This is a genomic window from Acinetobacter lwoffii (assembly GCF_024129595.1).
GTDB lineage: Bacteria > Pseudomonadota > Gammaproteobacteria > Pseudomonadales > Moraxellaceae > Acinetobacter > Acinetobacter lwoffii_O.
The window spans coordinates 61,758-76,736 of record NZ_JAMXXS010000003.1; the positions used below are offsets into that span (position 1 = coordinate 61,758).

General features: G+C 39.9%; 16 protein-coding genes. 6 read left to right on the forward strand and 10 right to left on the reverse strand.

Features of this window, described 5'->3' with window-relative positions:
- The 5 genes from NI466_RS02825 to ispH form a co-directional block, all read right to left on the reverse strand.
- Complete coding sequence (locus NI466_RS02825; RefSeq protein ID WP_180097414.1) at positions 1 to 810, reverse strand: hypothetical protein; 810 nt, start codon at positions 808 to 810, stop codon at positions 1 to 3.
- The gene (locus NI466_RS02830; protein WP_253172626.1) at positions 810 to 1,781 is read right to left on the reverse strand and encodes a PilW family protein; all 972 of its coding nucleotides are present in this window, start codon (positions 1,779 to 1,781) and stop codon (positions 810 to 812) included. Before NI466_RS02830 ends, NI466_RS02825 begins: the two co-directional genes overlap by 1 nt.
- A complete protein-coding gene (gene pilV / locus NI466_RS02835) occupies positions 1,781 to 2,290 on the reverse strand; it encodes a type IV pilus modification protein PilV (protein ID WP_253172628.1) in 510 nt (169 codons plus the stop codon). The genes NI466_RS02830 and pilV overlap by 1 nt, the downstream gene beginning before the upstream one ends.
- Positions 2,287 to 2,781 carry a GspH/FimT family pseudopilin gene (locus tag NI466_RS02840; RefSeq protein ID WP_253172630.1) on the reverse strand — a complete coding sequence of 165 codons (495 nt, stop codon included), beginning with the start codon at positions 2,779 to 2,781 and terminating at the stop codon, positions 2,287 to 2,289. The genes pilV and NI466_RS02840 overlap by 4 nt, the downstream gene beginning before the upstream one ends.
- Before the next feature lie 163 nt (positions 2,782 to 2,944).
- Positions 2,945 to 3,895 carry a 4-hydroxy-3-methylbut-2-enyl diphosphate reductase gene (ispH, locus tag NI466_RS02845; protein WP_253172631.1) on the reverse strand — a complete coding sequence of 317 codons (951 nt, stop codon included), beginning with the start codon at positions 3,893 to 3,895 and terminating at the stop codon, positions 2,945 to 2,947.
- A 133-nt stretch (positions 3,896 to 4,028) separates the two neighbouring features.
- Between ispH and gmk the strand changes: the two genes are divergently transcribed.
- From gmk to NI466_RS02870, 5 genes are all read left to right on the forward strand, one after another.
- The gene (gmk, locus tag NI466_RS02850; protein ID WP_253172633.1) at positions 4,029 to 4,652 is read left to right on the forward strand and encodes a guanylate kinase; all 624 of its coding nucleotides are present in this window, start codon (positions 4,029 to 4,031) and stop codon (positions 4,650 to 4,652) included.
- A 76-nt stretch (positions 4,653 to 4,728) separates the two neighbouring features.
- Positions 4,729 to 5,010 (forward strand): DNA-directed RNA polymerase subunit omega, encoded by a 282-nt coding sequence (gene rpoZ / locus NI466_RS02855; protein WP_004281186.1) that lies wholly within the window; start codon positions 4,729 to 4,731, stop codon positions 5,008 to 5,010.
- A gap of 214 nt (positions 5,011 to 5,224) precedes the next feature.
- Positions 5,225 to 7,330: a RelA/SpoT family protein gene (locus NI466_RS02860; protein ID WP_253172635.1), complete on the forward strand. Its 2,106-nt coding sequence runs from the start codon at positions 5,225 to 5,227 to the stop codon at positions 7,328 to 7,330.
- 75 nt (positions 7,331 to 7,405) lie between these two features.
- Complete coding sequence (locus NI466_RS02865) at positions 7,406 to 7,789, forward strand: RidA family protein (protein ID WP_253172637.1); 384 nt, start codon at positions 7,406 to 7,408, stop codon at positions 7,787 to 7,789.
- Between the two features lie 220 nt (positions 7,790 to 8,009).
- Positions 8,010 to 8,204 (forward strand): bacterioferritin-associated ferredoxin, encoded by a 195-nt coding sequence (locus NI466_RS02870; protein WP_004644972.1) that lies wholly within the window; start codon positions 8,010 to 8,012, stop codon positions 8,202 to 8,204.
- A gap of 162 nt (positions 8,205 to 8,366) precedes the next feature.
- Here NI466_RS02870 and NI466_RS02875 read toward each other — a convergent pair whose 3' ends face one another.
- Complete coding sequence (locus NI466_RS02875) at positions 8,367 to 9,428, reverse strand: RNA-guided endonuclease InsQ/TnpB family protein (protein ID WP_253172638.1); 1,062 nt, start codon at positions 9,426 to 9,428, stop codon at positions 8,367 to 8,369.
- 231 nt (positions 9,429 to 9,659) lie between these two features.
- Between NI466_RS02875 and bfr the strand changes: the two genes are divergently transcribed.
- Positions 9,660 to 10,124, forward strand: a complete 465-nt coding sequence (gene bfr / locus NI466_RS02880) for a heteropolymeric bacterioferritin subunit Bfr (protein WP_253172639.1) — start codon at positions 9,660 to 9,662, stop codon at positions 10,122 to 10,124.
- Positions 10,125 to 10,173: 49 nt separating this feature from the next.
- Here bfr and NI466_RS02885 read toward each other — a convergent pair whose 3' ends face one another.
- The 4 genes from NI466_RS02885 to NI466_RS02900 form a co-directional block, all read right to left on the reverse strand.
- Positions 10,174 to 11,808, reverse strand: a complete 1,635-nt coding sequence (locus NI466_RS02885) for a PglL family O-oligosaccharyltransferase (RefSeq protein WP_253172641.1) — start codon at positions 11,806 to 11,808, stop codon at positions 10,174 to 10,176.
- A gap of 91 nt (positions 11,809 to 11,899) precedes the next feature.
- Positions 11,900 to 12,631: a TfpX/TfpZ family type IV pilin accessory protein gene (gene tfpZ / locus NI466_RS02890; protein WP_253172643.1), complete on the reverse strand. Its 732-nt coding sequence runs from the start codon at positions 12,629 to 12,631 to the stop codon at positions 11,900 to 11,902.
- A gap of 6 nt (positions 12,632 to 12,637) precedes the next feature.
- Complete coding sequence (locus NI466_RS02895; RefSeq protein WP_253172645.1) at positions 12,638 to 14,296, reverse strand: O-antigen ligase family protein; 1,659 nt, start codon at positions 14,294 to 14,296, stop codon at positions 12,638 to 12,640.
- A 54-nt stretch (positions 14,297 to 14,350) separates the two neighbouring features.
- Positions 14,351 to 14,875 carry a pilin gene (locus NI466_RS02900; protein ID WP_253172646.1) on the reverse strand — a complete coding sequence of 175 codons (525 nt, stop codon included), beginning with the start codon at positions 14,873 to 14,875 and terminating at the stop codon, positions 14,351 to 14,353.
- Between the last annotated feature and the right edge of the window lie 104 nt (positions 14,876 to 14,979).

Here is a 14,979-nt window from a genome sequence, read left to right on the forward strand (position 1 = left end):
TCAAGTTTTAGTTTCTGTTAAGCGAACAACGTATTCTGCAACTTGCGTATTCAGTGGCACACCCAGCTGATTTAGGCATTCATGCAAAGTCTCTACCTTAACTTGACCTGTTGAACTATTTACACGGTTTTTCAATAGCAAATCATCCATTACACGCCCGCTCAAACACGTATTCATCTCTGTTAAAGTTACTGACGGCGCCATAGCAGGAGCAAACGATGTTGCAACTACACGGATACGCTTAGTATCTACATCTGCCTTTAAATCTGTATTTTTATTGGTCAATTCAAATTTGCGCATTTCCACTGCAGGATCATCTGGATTAACAACAGAAACCTGCGTCACAATCGCCTTTCGACTGATAGAAAACATCGTTGCTGGATTACAAACCGCATCAATATCTCCAGAAAGCGCAGCACTTACACCTGTAGCAGCAGTCGCTGAAGCTCGCTCAATAATCCGAAAATCACCAAGATTAAAAAACATATTATTTTTAGCCGCACTGCCTTCTATTTCTGTTGGTTTAAAACAAAATTGCAGCTCCTTACCTTGGTTGCCATCTAATAAAACCTGCCCAATTGGTGTACCTGCTAAATTCGTGCTTTCATTGGCATTAAAGTTTTTTTCTAAATGATCTAATGCAACGTCAGAAGTCTGCATTAATAAGGTTTGTACCTGAGCATTTGTCGCCAGCTTTAAGCTAAAGATACTGTTGCGGATAGCGTACAAGCCAACAACTGTGATTAATATCAGTAAAATCAATACAGTAATTAGGGTTACACCCTCTTGGTGTTTTGAATGATTTATCATTAGATATCCCCCAATCCACCATTACGGATCGCAATTGTTGTGGTATAGACTTGACGCATATAACCATCTTTAGCGGCCGTAATCGTCTGATCTAAAACTTTAAATTCTGTTTTCTCAGCCATTGCGACCTTTTCTGAAGAACGCACGAGCCAACCTAGATTCACCCCAATTACCGCTGGGCGCGGTACTGCATTAATAGCCTTATATTCATTCACATCTAAAGTACGTGTAGTGCCATTGGTATTACGAACAACCAATTGCACTCTCATATATTCAATATTTTTTGCAATAATTTCGCCAGCATTCGCCGCATAACTCGTTGTCAGTGTATTTACAGCATTAATAGTTTGAGATTCATAAGTCTGTGGAACAGTTTCACCCTCTGCAATAAACATGCTTGATGAACAATTTAGGTTGGCTTCACTTTTAGTGACATCTTTACTAATGTAATAGCGCTCAATGACATACCAACCTTTAGCGTAATTTGTACTAGTTTTTTCTGGCCCTTTTACTTTTTTACCATCACATGTAAAAGTATTCATTGGTGCTTGATACATAATGATCAGCTGATCACTTTTTGGATAAGTACTAAATGCACTGTCATTATTCACACTTGCCGATACTAAGTCATTGCCCGTCAGCAATGCTGTTCCAATTTTCAGACCTTTTAAATTGCCATTTGCTGGAGGAGTAGCTGTGCTGCTTGTTTGATTGCTTAATACAATACCGCCATACAATGATGCATCATTAATAATGCTGGCATTGCCATGGTTTGCTAAACGGATATTCTTAGTGACGTAGTTAATCCCAAACAAACCGCTATCTTGCAAAGATGCGGCGGAGGATTGAATCCGATAGTTTTGCTGCCCACTTACAAGCATTTGAATTGCCACAGCAACCAATATCAGGCCCAATGTGATTGCAATCATTAATTCTATTAGCGTGAAACCAGCCTGTTTAAATGTTTTCATTAATATGCCTCCAGCACCAAGCAACTAGAATCATCTGCATATTTTCCATCTGTTTTTAAACATGCATTTTGAACTGAAGGAGCATCCGGAGTAGCTTTAGCATCAGTAATTGGCTGAGTTTCCCCCCAAGCCGCGATTAAACATACTCGCTCCTGACTTGCCGAAGTATTTAAACAATTCATTACGCCAACTTTCATCCCTTTTGATACAGCAACATCACTGTATTGTTTTAAGTCATAAAGCGCCTGATTCGCCGCATTACAGCCGCTATCACAGTTAGGCAAAGAACTGGGTACAGCTGCCTTGTAATCACCTGTCGGATTTAGCCTTACTTTTTCTGCAAGTCCATTTAATAAAATAAGTGCATCAGCCCTTTTAATTGATTCTTCTGTCGCTGCTGTTGCTCTGACTTGCAGCGCTGCATAGCCTAGAATTGCGATAGCAAGGATTAGCATCGCAACCAGAACTTCCATCAATCCAACGCCTTTTTGACCGGAAACACCAATCATGAGCAGACTCCCCCTGGTGTAATTTCAACTGTTCCAAGGATACCAACCGTTAAAATATATGATCCAACAGAAGAGCAAAAAGTTATTGTTTGTGCAGCCGTTAAGTTTCCTTGAGCAGAAAACGCAAAACTATCACTCGACGTACTTTTAATATTTATTTTTTTTTCAACATTTACCACAAAGACACTATCTTTTTTTAGCGAAGCCGACATAGTCGTTGTATAGTTTGGCAAATTTGCACCGCATCCATCTTGAGTAACAGCAGATGCAGACTTACTCAGCGATGTACACACCACAGTAGATGCACGATTCAGCAATGCCCTGCTGCGGGCCTCTTTTAAAGTATCCCGCATATTAAAAGCCGTAGTTTTAAGATTTTCTTTAATCAATAAATTACTAAAGGAAGGAGCAGCCATCGTCGCAATAATCGCCATCACCGCAATGGTCACCATCAACTCAATTAAGGTGAACCCGTTTTCTTTTTGTCGCATACTCCCCCCAAGACACAGACGTTGCCCTATTAAAAATAATAACCAACAACTTTACAAAATCCTCACACTTCAGGATAAAAGGCATAAAAAAGCAGATAACCGTCATATAACGGTTATCTGCCTATTTTTAATCAGTTTTTTAAAGTGTTATATGCTTCGCAGTTTAAGCCTGTGTTACAGGAATACGTAACTCTTTGGGCAAACTAAAAGTAATATTTTCTTCACGTCCAGCCAGCTCTTCAGGTGCTGTTGCACCCCAATCCTGTAAACGCTGAATGACCTGCTTAATTAAAATTTCCGGTGCAGATGCGCCTGCTGTTACCCCAATCTGGGCATTTCCTGCAAACCATTCCTGTTTTAGCTCATCAGCATTATCAACTAGGTAAGCTGCTTTCCCCATACGTTCCGCCAGCTCACGTAGGCGGTTTGAATTTGAAGAGTTTGGAGAACCTACCACAAGTACGACATCACAACGTTCAGCCAGATCACGCACTGCATCCTGACGGTTTTGCGTAGCGTAGCAAATATCATCTTTACGTGGACCTTGAATCAGTGGAAATTTTTGGCGAAGGGCATCAATCACTTTCGCTGTATCGTCAATTGATAAAGTCGTTTGCGTGACAAAAGCGACTTTTTCAGGATTGCGCACCGTTAAAGCGGCAACATCTTCTTCATCCTCAACTAGATAAATCTCACCACCGTTTTTTTTGTCATATTGCCCCATGGTACCTTCGACTTCAGGGTGACCTTCATGACCAATCAGGATAGCTTCTACACCTTCACGGGCATATTTGGTCACCTCAATATGTACCTTAGTCACCAATGGACAAGTCGCATCAAAGACCTTCAAACCACGACGTTCAGCTTCTTGTTGTACCGCTTTAGAAACACCATGTGCGCTAAAAATCACGATATTATCGTCAGGAACTTCGTCGAGTTCATCGACAAAAATTGCACCACGCTGACGCAAGTCATCGACGACAAATTTGTTATGCACCACTTCATGCCGCACATAAATCGGTGGGTTAAAGCATTCTAGGGCACGGTTCACGATCGCAATGGCACGATCTACACCAGCACAAAAACCACGCGGATTGGCTAAAACAATTTCCATAGAATCCTCAATACTCACACCATTTTTAGCGGTTCAATTGAAATAAATGTAAACAATCGACTGACAACTATTTAGTTTAAAGCCGCTCTACTCTAAAATAGAGAAGATATTTTATCATATCAGGAAAAATATCATGTCGGGTCTCTTGTTTGTCGTTTCTGCAGCGTCTGGAACAGGCAAAACATCCCTTGTTAAAGCCCTACTTGAGCGTGTCAACAATCTTCACGTTTCTGTGTCACACACTACACGCGGTCAACGACCTGGCGAACTCGATGGCGTGCATTATCACTTCTCCACCAAAGAAGATTTTTTAAATCTGGTCAATGAAGGTGGTTTTATCGAATACGCTGAAGTATTTGGTAATTACTACGGTACTGCGCAAGCCACAGTCAAAGAGCAACTGGCCAAAGGTCATGATGTACTACTGGAAATTGACTGGCAAGGTGCGCAACAAGTTCGTCGACTTTTTCCTGAATCTAAACAAATTTTTATCTTGCCACCAAGCCAGTTCGACTTGCGTGAACGCCTGTCTAACCGTGGTACTGACGCAGTTGATGTGATTGAGCATCGTCTGAGCTGCGCGGTAGAAGATATGCAACAATATAGCAACTTTGACTATATCATTATTAATGACGACTTTAATAAAGCACTGCATGACCTTGAAGCGGTGATTATCGCCAATCGTTTGGTCTTGTCTCAGCAAGCCAACCGTCATGAAAAACTAATTCAGAAACTGATAACGCCGACTGAGCAGTGATTAAAACTTGAGTCTATAGACAAAGCCTTTTATACTGTGCAGTCTGTTAAAATTTATTATTCAAACGAGAATTCTTATGGCACGCGTCACCGTTGAAGATTGTTTAGACCATGTAGACAACCGCTTTGAGCTTGTACTAGTGGCAAGCAAGCGCGCGCGTCAATTGGCACGTCAAGGTATTGAACCAACTGTAGAATGGGACAATGACAAACCGACTGTTGTTGCTTTACGTGAAATCGCTTCAGGTCATGTATCAAAAGACATTTTGAAACAACGTGATCAAGACTATCAAACATCAAGCTTGGATCTTGCACTTTCTGCAAATAATCTAAACTTAGACGGTTTTTCTTTCCAATAAAAGATCGTCACTCAAAAAGCCTAGTTCTAAACTAGGCTTTTTTTGTTATGTGACTTTTATATTTATGCCAGAACGGTTATAACATAAGGGTTAGCTATCAAGTTTGAATGGGTTTTCTGCTCACTAGCAGCAAAAAACCATCAAACCAGGAAATTCACATTTCTAAAGCGCTTTCACGTTTTATTTGTAAAAAATTCAGTTGAAAAGGTGTTTTATGCCAGGCCCACAGGTCAGTCAAGCCAAGCAGCAGTTAGAGATCATTATCGATGCGTATTTAAGTGAAAGCGATGTCGAACGTGTGCTTGCGGCCTGTGATTATGCAGATATGGCGCATGATGGGATTGTGCGCAAAAGTGGTGAACCTTATATTCTGCATCCGATTGCAGTCAGCTGTATTCTGGCGCATATGCGTCTTGACCCTGAAACGCTGATGGCTGCCTTGCTGCATGATGTGATTGAAGACACCGACTTTAACAAAGATGATATTACTGAGACTTTTGGTTTTACTGTGGCCGAGCTGGTCGATGGTGTGACCAAACTGAGTCATTCTAGCGATAAAGAATATAATAAAGCCGCTTCATTTCGGAAAATTCTGCAAGCGACGCTACAAGATCCACGTGTCATTATTGTGAAACTGGCCGACCGCTATCACAACATGACCACTTTGGATGCACTACGTCCGGACAAACGTGCGCGTATTGCCCGCGAAACCTTTGAAATTTTTGTGCCAATGGCACGTATTGTCGGCATGAATGAAATGGCCGACAATCTGGAACATTTGTGCTATCAGAATCTTGATCTGGATATGTACAATAACGTTCAGACCGCACTACAGGAAACCAAGCCGAAACGCTGTGAATATCAGGCCAAATGGGAAAAGAACCTGACTGAACTGCTGCAACAGCATGCCATTCAGGGCCGAATTAAGAAGAAAAATAACAATATTGAGCTACTGCGCCACTTCGTTAAAAATGACATCGATCTACAAGAATTAACTCACAGCCATGCTTTTGAAATTATTTTACAGAGCATTGCCGATTGTGACCGACTGGCAGAGATTCTGACCCATAGCTTTAAGATTCAAAGCTATGAAGACCATATCCGTCGTCCATTACCGGGTGGCAACCAGTCCCTGATGATGCGACTGAAAGGCGAAAAGACGACCTTGTCGCTCACCATTCAAACAGAACTCATGCGTAAAGCGGCACGCTTTGGTGTCGTACTCGGTGAAAGTGCCCCGCAGGCCTGCCGCTCTGCGATTCAGGCCTCGATGCAGAATCTGAATGTTCTGGTCGATGGTGAATGCGCCAAAACGACTTTTAGTGAATTACTGGATTATTTACATCAGGAAAAAATCTGGGTCTATACCCCGCACGGCCATTTACATGAATTGCCACAAGGCGCCACGGCGGTTGACTTTGCTTATGCCGCGAGTTTATTCCTAGGCAATCATGCGGTGGGTGCAAAAATTAATAATGAAACCAAGCCCCTTTCAACACCTCTAGTCAGTGGTCAGGTGGTAGAAATCATTACTGATGTCTTGGCCACTCCAAATCCGGATTGGCTCAGTTTTATTAATACCCAGAAAGCTCGTCGTGCTATTCAGAATATTCTGCGCGATCAGGATCCAGATGAGCAACGTCTGGTCGGACAACAGGCTCTCAATCGTGCCTTGAAATTGTTCCATCGTTCTATTCGTGATCTGACGGAAGCAGACTGGAAAAACCTCTTGGAATGGCGCCATGTTTCCAGTAAAGAGCAGCTGTTTGAACAGATTGCAGTCGGTGATTTATTACCGCAACTGGTGGCCAACCATTTATTTGCCCAAGATCAGCATCAGAATATTGCCAGCTCAGACCGTCTGATTCAGGGAACGGAAGGTGTCGATGTCAAATATGCACATTGCTGCAATCCTGTGCTGGGTGATCCAATTCAGGGGCATTTGACCCGTCGCGGTCTGATTGTGCATCGTGCGCGCTGCCATAACCTGCTGCATGAACAGCATCAGCATCCAGAAAATATCATGTTGTTGCAGTGGACCTCTGATGATCTGGAAGATATCAGCTTTACTGCCTATCTCAGCATTGACCTGGACATGAATGACGAGCAGATTTCCGACCTGATTTACCAATGTCGTAAAGCGCATTCCGGGGTGGAAATGGTGCGCACTCAGGATGACAAAACTTACGTCAATATCGTGGTGCATAACCGTAAACAGATTGCACAGATTATCCGGGATTTACGCATGTATTTCGGTTTCCCGCGAATTATCCGTCTGGCACAGCCCGTCGTTTTCAGTGAAGCCTCTAAAGCGAGTTAATCATTTAAAACGATAGTGCTTTGATCGGCCGAATTGATCGAATATGATGTATGTCGATGATAAAAGGAGAAATTAATGTCCCGCCAAGTAATCCATACTGAAAATGCCCCTGCTGCGATTGGCACTTATTCGCAAGCCATTTTAGTGGGTGATACCTTATATCTATCAGGTCAAATTGGCCTGGATCCTTATAGTATGGAACTGGTTGAAGGCATTGAAGCTCAAATTCGCCGGGTGTTTGATAACTTAAAAGCAGTCTGTGAAGCCGCTGGTGGCTCTTTGGCAGATATTGCCAAACTGAATATTTTCCTGACCGACTTATGTCACTTTCAACTGGTCAATCAAATTATGGGTGAGTATTTTGCCCAGCCCTATCCAGCACGTGCCGCTTTAGGTGTGGCCAGCCTGCCTAAAGATGCCTTGGTTGAAATGGATGGCATTGTCATAATTAATCAATAAGTTATAAAAATTACTCAATCCCCACCCTGCAATATCTCATTCTAAATCATGAATCGCTTTTGTGTGGAAATCCGAGCAGTACTTGGATTTCCGCTCAGGTGGTGATTTTTTATCTAAATCATCAATCATGATAAAAGCTATTTCAAATGATTTTTATTGACAAACGATAACAATTATCAATAATATTACTTATCTTATTTAATCACTGTGGTTGTGTCCTATGTACGTTTGTCTATGCCGCGGCATTACAGATCAAGACATTAAAGATGCTATTGCAAATGGCGCTGAGAGTTATCGTGATGTACGCGATATGTTGGACTTGGGAACTTGCTGTGGCCGCTGTGCACCAGAAGCCCGTATGATTATCAGTGATGAAGTTTCACAAATTGCAGCACGACTGGCCGTTGCAGCATAAATTTAGAAAGATTTCTCCCTATAAACATAATGAAAAAACAATGATCTTTGGTCATTACTCCTCCCCCGCCTTTGACTCTGGCGGGTTTTTATTGCCATTCATCTGAGTCTGAATCGATTCGATGTCGATTTTCATTTGCTGTTCCTTGACATCCTCACCTCTCTAAATAGAGCTGATTCCTCCTGTGAGACGCTTATGCCCAAGCGCAAGTATGTTCTTAGCACTATTCAAGTCCCGATCCAGAACACTTGAACAGTTTTCACATTCCCATACTCTTATTCGCAAATCTGCTCTACCTTTCGGACTACTTGCAGTGACCTCACCACAGCACGAACACATTTGGGTTGTGAAACTTTCACTAACTTCTTCAAACCATACTCCTGCGTTCTCGCATTTATACTTGAGCATGGTCTTGAATGCTGAAAATCCGGTATCCAGAACAGACTTCGCCATCTTGGTTTTCACCAGTTTTTTCGCACTCAGATCGCCTACAACAATTAGCGCATTTTTCTTTATAAGCATCGTACTTGCTTTGTGCAAATGGTCTTTACGACAGTTTGCAATCTTGGCGTGTAATGCACGGACACGTTTTCTATTTTTCGCTCGTTGAGCAATCCCTAATTTCTGTTCATATTGACGGTAGAACTTGGGATTTGAAATTATCGTACCATCCGAACAAGTGGCTATATCCTTTAAGCCCAGATCAATCCCAATCAAATTAGTCGCAGTCGATTTCTCAATTTTAGGGCTATTCACAACTAAGCAGACATACCAACGGCCACGCGCATCCTCGACAAACGAACCAGTCTTGATACTGTAATTTGACAGTCCATAGCTATCCCATATTTTAAACTGATGCTTGCCATACTGGATATGGCCATCAGCATACTTGATTGCTACTTTCTTGAAGGGTATCCAACCTAGTGATCTTCTGGCTGATTTCTTATGACTGACCCGCCATTTTAGTTTGGTCTTCTTGAATTGCTTTCTGCGTATGACTAATTCTTCGGTAACAGCCTGAATGGTTTGACTATGTAACCCACAAAGCCTAGATGTACCTTTCGTATATTCAGCAATATCGTAAGCACTGAGAAATTCACCTTTTCTTTTAAGGTGTTTAAAGCTTAAATCATTGATATAATTCCAGACGAAATTCACTTCAGATGCTAATTGCTCTAATATCTTGGAATGTTTATCTTTAATGCGTAATTTAAGTGTTTTCATACGATTATTTTATCAATGAAAATAACCAATAGAATATCCAAAGTTAAAAATGTTAATTTGAAACGACATTTCATGTCGTATGGCTTAGGTCACTCATTTATATCCCTGCCTTGAAAACAAGGTTTTACTTTTGATTTGATAAATTACTCGCCATTTGCCCCTGACTTGCTTTACTATCAGAGTTAAAACGCTTTCTTAGAAAGATAAAACAGGTCCAAATGGAGTTATGCGATGAAAGGCAATCGTGATGTGATTAATCAGCTCAATCAGGTGTTGTATCACCACTTAACTGCCATTAACCAGTATTTCCTGCATTCGCGCATGTTTAATGACTGGGGCATTGAGAAACTGGGCTCGGCAGAATATAAAGAATCCATTGTTCAGATGAAACATGCCGATAAAATTATTGAACGTATTTTATTTTTGGAAGGTCTGCCGAATTTACAAAATCTGGGCAAACTGTATATCGGTCAGCATACTCCAGAAGTGCTGCATTGTGATGTGCGCAAAGTCAAAGAAAATATTGAAACCATCCAGAAAGCTGTGGCATTAGCTGAAACCCAAATGGATTATGTGACCCGTGATCTGGTTCAGGAAATTCTAGAGAAAGAAGAAAATTATCTGGATTGGACCACGATACAAATTGATCTGATTGAAAGCATTGGCATTGAAAACTATATTCAAAGTCAGCTTTAAATTTAAAGTTAAGACAAGAAAAAGCCAGCATCTGCTGGCTTTTTTGTATTTAGCGAGGCATATCCTGCGTTAACTCTTCATAACTCATTTCAGTTTTCTGAACAGTCTTTAGGCGTTGCAGCTGGTGCTTAGCCTCAGTCTCGTAATCATTAAATGCTAAGAGTTTGGCATATTTGATCAGGTTATATTTAGTTGGATAACTCAAGACCATTTGTTCACCTTCCAAAATCTGATCAGCAGATGCTTTGCTATAAGGATTCAGACGAATCCAGGCAATGCGATGATTAAATTCGGTTAGCAGATAAATCGGTTTTTCATTGGTGACTTTTTCCGGCTGTTTTTCATAACGAATACTTTGCCCGAGTTTTGGTACTGCAACGTCATAATCCCGATAAATCACAATCAATAAAAGCAATCCAACAGCAAAAATGAATTTCATGCCGATTGATGGCATAACTATTATTTTAATTTTTAGATTTTGCGCCAAAACTGTACCCAGAATAAAACCGACTGGCAGCAGGAAATAGGCATAATGCTGGGGAAACTCAAACATGGCATGCGTCACAAAAGCTCCGATCATCAAAATCCCAATCACGGATTCCGGAGTGCTGACCCAGCGTTGCAACTGATAACCCAAATAACCAAAGTATGCCAAGAAAGGCAGACCGATGATCAGTCCATTCCAGAGCAGGAAATCGATAATAAAGTTATGCGCACTACGAATCCAGACTGGCCCTTGTACCATATCGGTAATCGAGACAAAAGCAACACTGGTCTGATACCAGCCATAACCCCACCATGGCTGTGCCTGAATGGCAGCCAACATTTGCTGCCAGATTGCAAGTCGTGACATATCCCCAGTGGCACGCGCTACTATATCTCGGCTTTGGACTACGTCCGTATTCATCACCTGTGCAGCCAGCTGACTGAGTAATGGAAAAGCCACAATACAGCAAATAAAGAAGATGAACCAAGCGGTGCTGTAAACCCATTTCAGGCGAATAATGCCTTTATATTGGTAGAACGCTAAATACAGCATGATGGCGGTTGCAGCGACCCACGCAGTACGTGACTGACTTAAAGCCACTCCCATGACAATTACTGCAGCGCAGGCAAATAACCACTTGGTCTGGATTTTTTTCTTTTCATATAAGTAAAGGCAACTCATCAAAGACATGAGCAAAAAGGTCGCCATATTATTGGGCTGGGCAAAATTAGCATATGGCCGCTGGTTACCGCTAATATTCACCATACCTGGCAAAGTTGCATCCAGATTGGTCCATTGGCAAATTGCGATCATGCCAGTGACTGTACCTGATGCCAGAAACACATAACTCAGATAAGTAAACGTTTCTTCTCGACTATAGTTCCCTGTTGACAGGTGATAACCCAGCACACTTGCCAGCCAAAAGCCAAACACGAAAATAAAGCCCATCAGGGCGATGCTAAAGAAAAACAGCTGCCCTGCCAGTACCTGTACAAGCGGGACATAGGCAAGTAACAATAAAGGTAAGCTAATAGCTGGAATTTTTATTTTTTCTTTTAGACAGATAGCCACAATCGCAAATAGCGCAAAAAAGGCATACAGCTCACCTGTATAAGTGACCCATGGGCGATAATGCACGGGCATGAGCCATGCAAGGGAGATCAGAATAGCTGCTATGAGGGCAAGCGTGAATTTCATGGAAATATCAAGCGGTAGAAGTTTGGCACATGATAAACAAAAAGCAGATTAAAGGGGAATCTGCTTTTTGTTTTGATCTTTCAAATACAAGTTAGTTCCACGGGCGAAGGTCGACGATTGCAAGTGGTTTACCCTGTGCATCAAGCAGTACCGTCATATCTATTTGACTTGCCTTTAGTGGTACAAATCCTACTGCTGTAGGTGAGTCGTCTAAAATTTTACGAACACTTAATGCCTCATTGTACTCATAAAGTTTTCTAATATTCAAAATATTTTTACCTTGCACAAGTGCTTTATTATCAAATTCAATATAACGATCTGGCATTTGTGATAATGACACTCCTCCAAGCACTTCCGTAAATAAATCAGCTTGACGCTTTTGAATATCTGTAGCCACCTCAACCATCACATATTGGGGTTTTAATAATGAGGGCTGTTTGTACTGTGGGTGTGCCTTTTCAATATTTTCATTGATGATTTCATTTTTACGCACAAGCTCAAAACGGTCTACATTATAAACAATCCAAGCTGGTCGCCCCTGCTCCAAACTATAAATACCATACATCAAAGCCGAAATCTGGATCAAAATAATGACAGTCAAATCAAATTTTAAGGTTTTTTTATGTTCTTTATAAACCAGTAAACCTAATAAAGGTCCAACAATAATATCAATAGCAAATAACATTAAAATGATATAAGTTACACCAACAGCTTTTGCAAGTGGTGTAGGGTACCAACAGTAAAAAACAACCCCCAGCAACACTAGGGCAATGATAAAAGATAACGTTAGATGCTTGATAAAAAACTGAATACGCTTTGTCATAACCAATTACTTCATGTTTGGGGCTGATAGATCATCATGCTTTTTTAAAAATAGCGATGCAATGTTATTACTTTGGTGTGTATCGATTTTTGATAAATCTTTGAATAAAGCCTTTTTATTATATAGTGCATTCGACACTTCAAAATAATAATTTGCTTTCACCCAATCTTGATTAAAGTAAAATATTTGTGCCATTTTAAATAAATTATAGTAGCTTGGTTGACTAACTACATAGTGCTCAAATGAATCTAATTTGTCTTCAGCATACTGTTTATCCACTTTTGCAACAATAAACTCAGCTCGATCTGCAAACTGTGAAAAAATGACTGATTGCTTATTTTGTGATTGACCTGTATTTTCCATACCTGATGCATAGCCCAGATTCGTCAACCATTGATCATATTGTTGAAATATTAAAGCGTAAAATATAATTGAAAATAAAAAAGTTACTTGCTTTAATTTTTCATTGATTGAGATTGTATTGACATTGCAATTTATCAATAATACTCCAACAAAGAACCCCAAAGGGAATAAGAAATAGCTATAATATAGTGGATATTCAAGCTGAGCATGCACCAATATACATAGCATCATTATATATACATAAAGTTCATCTGTTGTTTTAATATTACAAATAATCACCTTGATTAAGTACAAACTATAAAAAATCAAAAGAATACCGAATGGAATGCCTACCCATAGTATTAAATCAATCATAATATTATGTGCACTTGAGAGATTGCCTTCATTTTTAAATAAAAGCACACCTTCAAATTGAGCAATTGTGGTTTGAAACCATCCATAACCAAACCAAGGATGTTGCATAATTGCATAGTACATATGCTTCCACATTTCTATACGAGCAAAACCACCATTGATGCGATCTTCTAAAGGAATCGGTGCAACTAATTTTAAGTATTCAGCAATTTCAGTATTAAAAATAAAAAGAAACACATACAAAGCGAGCGATAAAAATATGATCTTTGCTGTTGATGCTCTTTGAAAATTTATTTTTTTGAATACATACACAGTTAGTAAGAGAATGATAACAACCCATGTCGTTCTCGATTGTGTCAGGGCAAGTGCATAAGTATCTAAAACAAGTAATGGCACACATAAGAACCATTTATATCCATAACGCTCATATAAAAATATAACACTGCAAATACTCATCATTAAAAGCGTTGCTAGATGATTAGGTTGCCCTAAATTTGCATAAGGTCGATTATGACTTAAATTTAAGATATAAGGATGAGAGGTTTGAAGCCATTGCGCAATGGCGAATAAACTACCAATCAAACCAATAAACGTAAAAAAATATGCAATATATTGAATAATTTTATTTTGATCTGCTAATTGATGACTGTTATACCCATAAAGAAGAGAAACCAAAAAACTAAAAATAAAACAGAAACTAAATACAGCCGTAGAAAAATAATATACCTGACCAAATATAAATTGGATAAAAGGAATTAAACAGATCAAGAATAATGGAATAATAATTTTGGGTAGTTTAAGTTCTTTTTTATAAAATAGGCCAAGACATAAAATTAGACCAAAAAACCATAAAAAATCTTGCGAGGATGATGTCCAAGGGAATACAGATAAGCCTATAAAGTAAGACAACCCAAAACAAAACAAAATAGTAAAAATTATAATTTTCATAGTAATTTCATTCGTAAAAAAAAGCTGACCGTAGTCAGCTTTTTTAAATAAAAATTACGATTGTGCTGTACGACAAGATGCTGGTAAATATTTAGCCATAATAGCGGCATCTGCTGATGCTGGACCACAAGACCATTCTTTAATTAGAGCACCATCTACTGTATTAGTAGGACCAGAAACCACAGCCGTAGTTAAATTAGCGCCACCATTAACTTTTGGTGTCATAATGATAGTTTTACCAGCTGCACCTTTTAATGACGCATCATTAACTAGAGTCACCGTGATTCGTCCAATTGCTGGATTAGCACTAGCTACTTCGATCTTTTGTACATATTTAGATGCTTTAACAGAATCACTACCTTGCTCACAACCCCATTGACCAGCTGTTGGAAGAACACCGGAATCAATGGCCTCTGTTACAGCAGTACGACAAGAAGAAGCTGCCAACATACCTTCAGATACTTTTGAACGAACGGTATAATCTTGATAAGCAGGAAGTGCAACCGCCGCCAAAATACCGATAATAGCGACAACAATCATTAATTCAATAAGGGTAAAACCCTTTTGCATAGTTTTCATAACATTCTCCACAAATGTTTTTGTTTATTTATAAGCCTAAAGAAAAGCTCATTTAGCTTAATTTTATAGTTAGCACTAAGTATGCCAAGTTTCATTATAATAGA

What these genes read in the sequence shown, in the direction of transcription:
- NI466_RS02825 (WP_180097414.1), bottom strand. Translation starts at nt 810, where the DNA reads ATGATAAATCATTCAAAACACCAAGAGGGTGTAACCCTAATTACTGTA.
- NI466_RS02830 (WP_253172626.1), bottom strand. Translation starts at nt 1,781, where the DNA reads ATGAAAACATTTAAACAGGCTGGTTTCACGCTAATAGAATTAATGATT.
- pilV (WP_253172628.1), bottom strand. Translation starts at nt 2,290, where the DNA reads ATGATTGGTGTTTCCGGTCAAAAAGGCGTTGGATTGATGGAAGTTCTG.
- NI466_RS02840 (WP_253172630.1), bottom strand. Translation starts at nt 2,781, where the DNA reads ATGCGACAAAAAGAAAACGGGTTCACCTTAATTGAGTTGATGGTGACC.
- ispH (WP_253172631.1), bottom strand. Translation starts at nt 3,895, where the DNA reads ATGGAAATTGTTTTAGCCAATCCGCGTGGTTTTTGTGCTGGTGTAGAT.
- gmk (WP_253172633.1), top strand. Translation starts at nt 4,029, where the DNA reads ATGTCGGGTCTCTTGTTTGTCGTTTCTGCAGCGTCTGGAACAGGCAAA.
- rpoZ (WP_004281186.1), top strand. Translation starts at nt 4,729, where the DNA reads ATGGCACGCGTCACCGTTGAAGATTGTTTAGACCATGTAGACAACCGC.
- NI466_RS02860 (WP_253172635.1), top strand. Translation starts at nt 5,225, where the DNA reads ATGCCAGGCCCACAGGTCAGTCAAGCCAAGCAGCAGTTAGAGATCATT.
- NI466_RS02865 (WP_253172637.1), top strand. Translation starts at nt 7,406, where the DNA reads ATGTCCCGCCAAGTAATCCATACTGAAAATGCCCCTGCTGCGATTGGC.
- NI466_RS02870 (WP_004644972.1), top strand. Translation starts at nt 8,010, where the DNA reads ATGTACGTTTGTCTATGCCGCGGCATTACAGATCAAGACATTAAAGAT.
- NI466_RS02875 (WP_253172638.1), bottom strand. Translation starts at nt 9,428, where the DNA reads ATGAAAACACTTAAATTACGCATTAAAGATAAACATTCCAAGATATTA.
- bfr (WP_253172639.1), top strand. Translation starts at nt 9,660, where the DNA reads ATGAAAGGCAATCGTGATGTGATTAATCAGCTCAATCAGGTGTTGTAT.
- NI466_RS02885 (WP_253172641.1), bottom strand. Translation starts at nt 11,808, where the DNA reads ATGAAATTCACGCTTGCCCTCATAGCAGCTATTCTGATCTCCCTTGCA.
- tfpZ (WP_253172643.1), bottom strand. Translation starts at nt 12,631, where the DNA reads ATGACAAAGCGTATTCAGTTTTTTATCAAGCATCTAACGTTATCTTTT.
- NI466_RS02895 (WP_253172645.1), bottom strand. Translation starts at nt 14,296, where the DNA reads ATGAAAATTATAATTTTTACTATTTTGTTTTGTTTTGGGTTGTCTTAC.
- NI466_RS02900 (WP_253172646.1), bottom strand. Translation starts at nt 14,875, where the DNA reads ATGAAAACTATGCAAAAGGGTTTTACCCTTATTGAATTAATGATTGTT.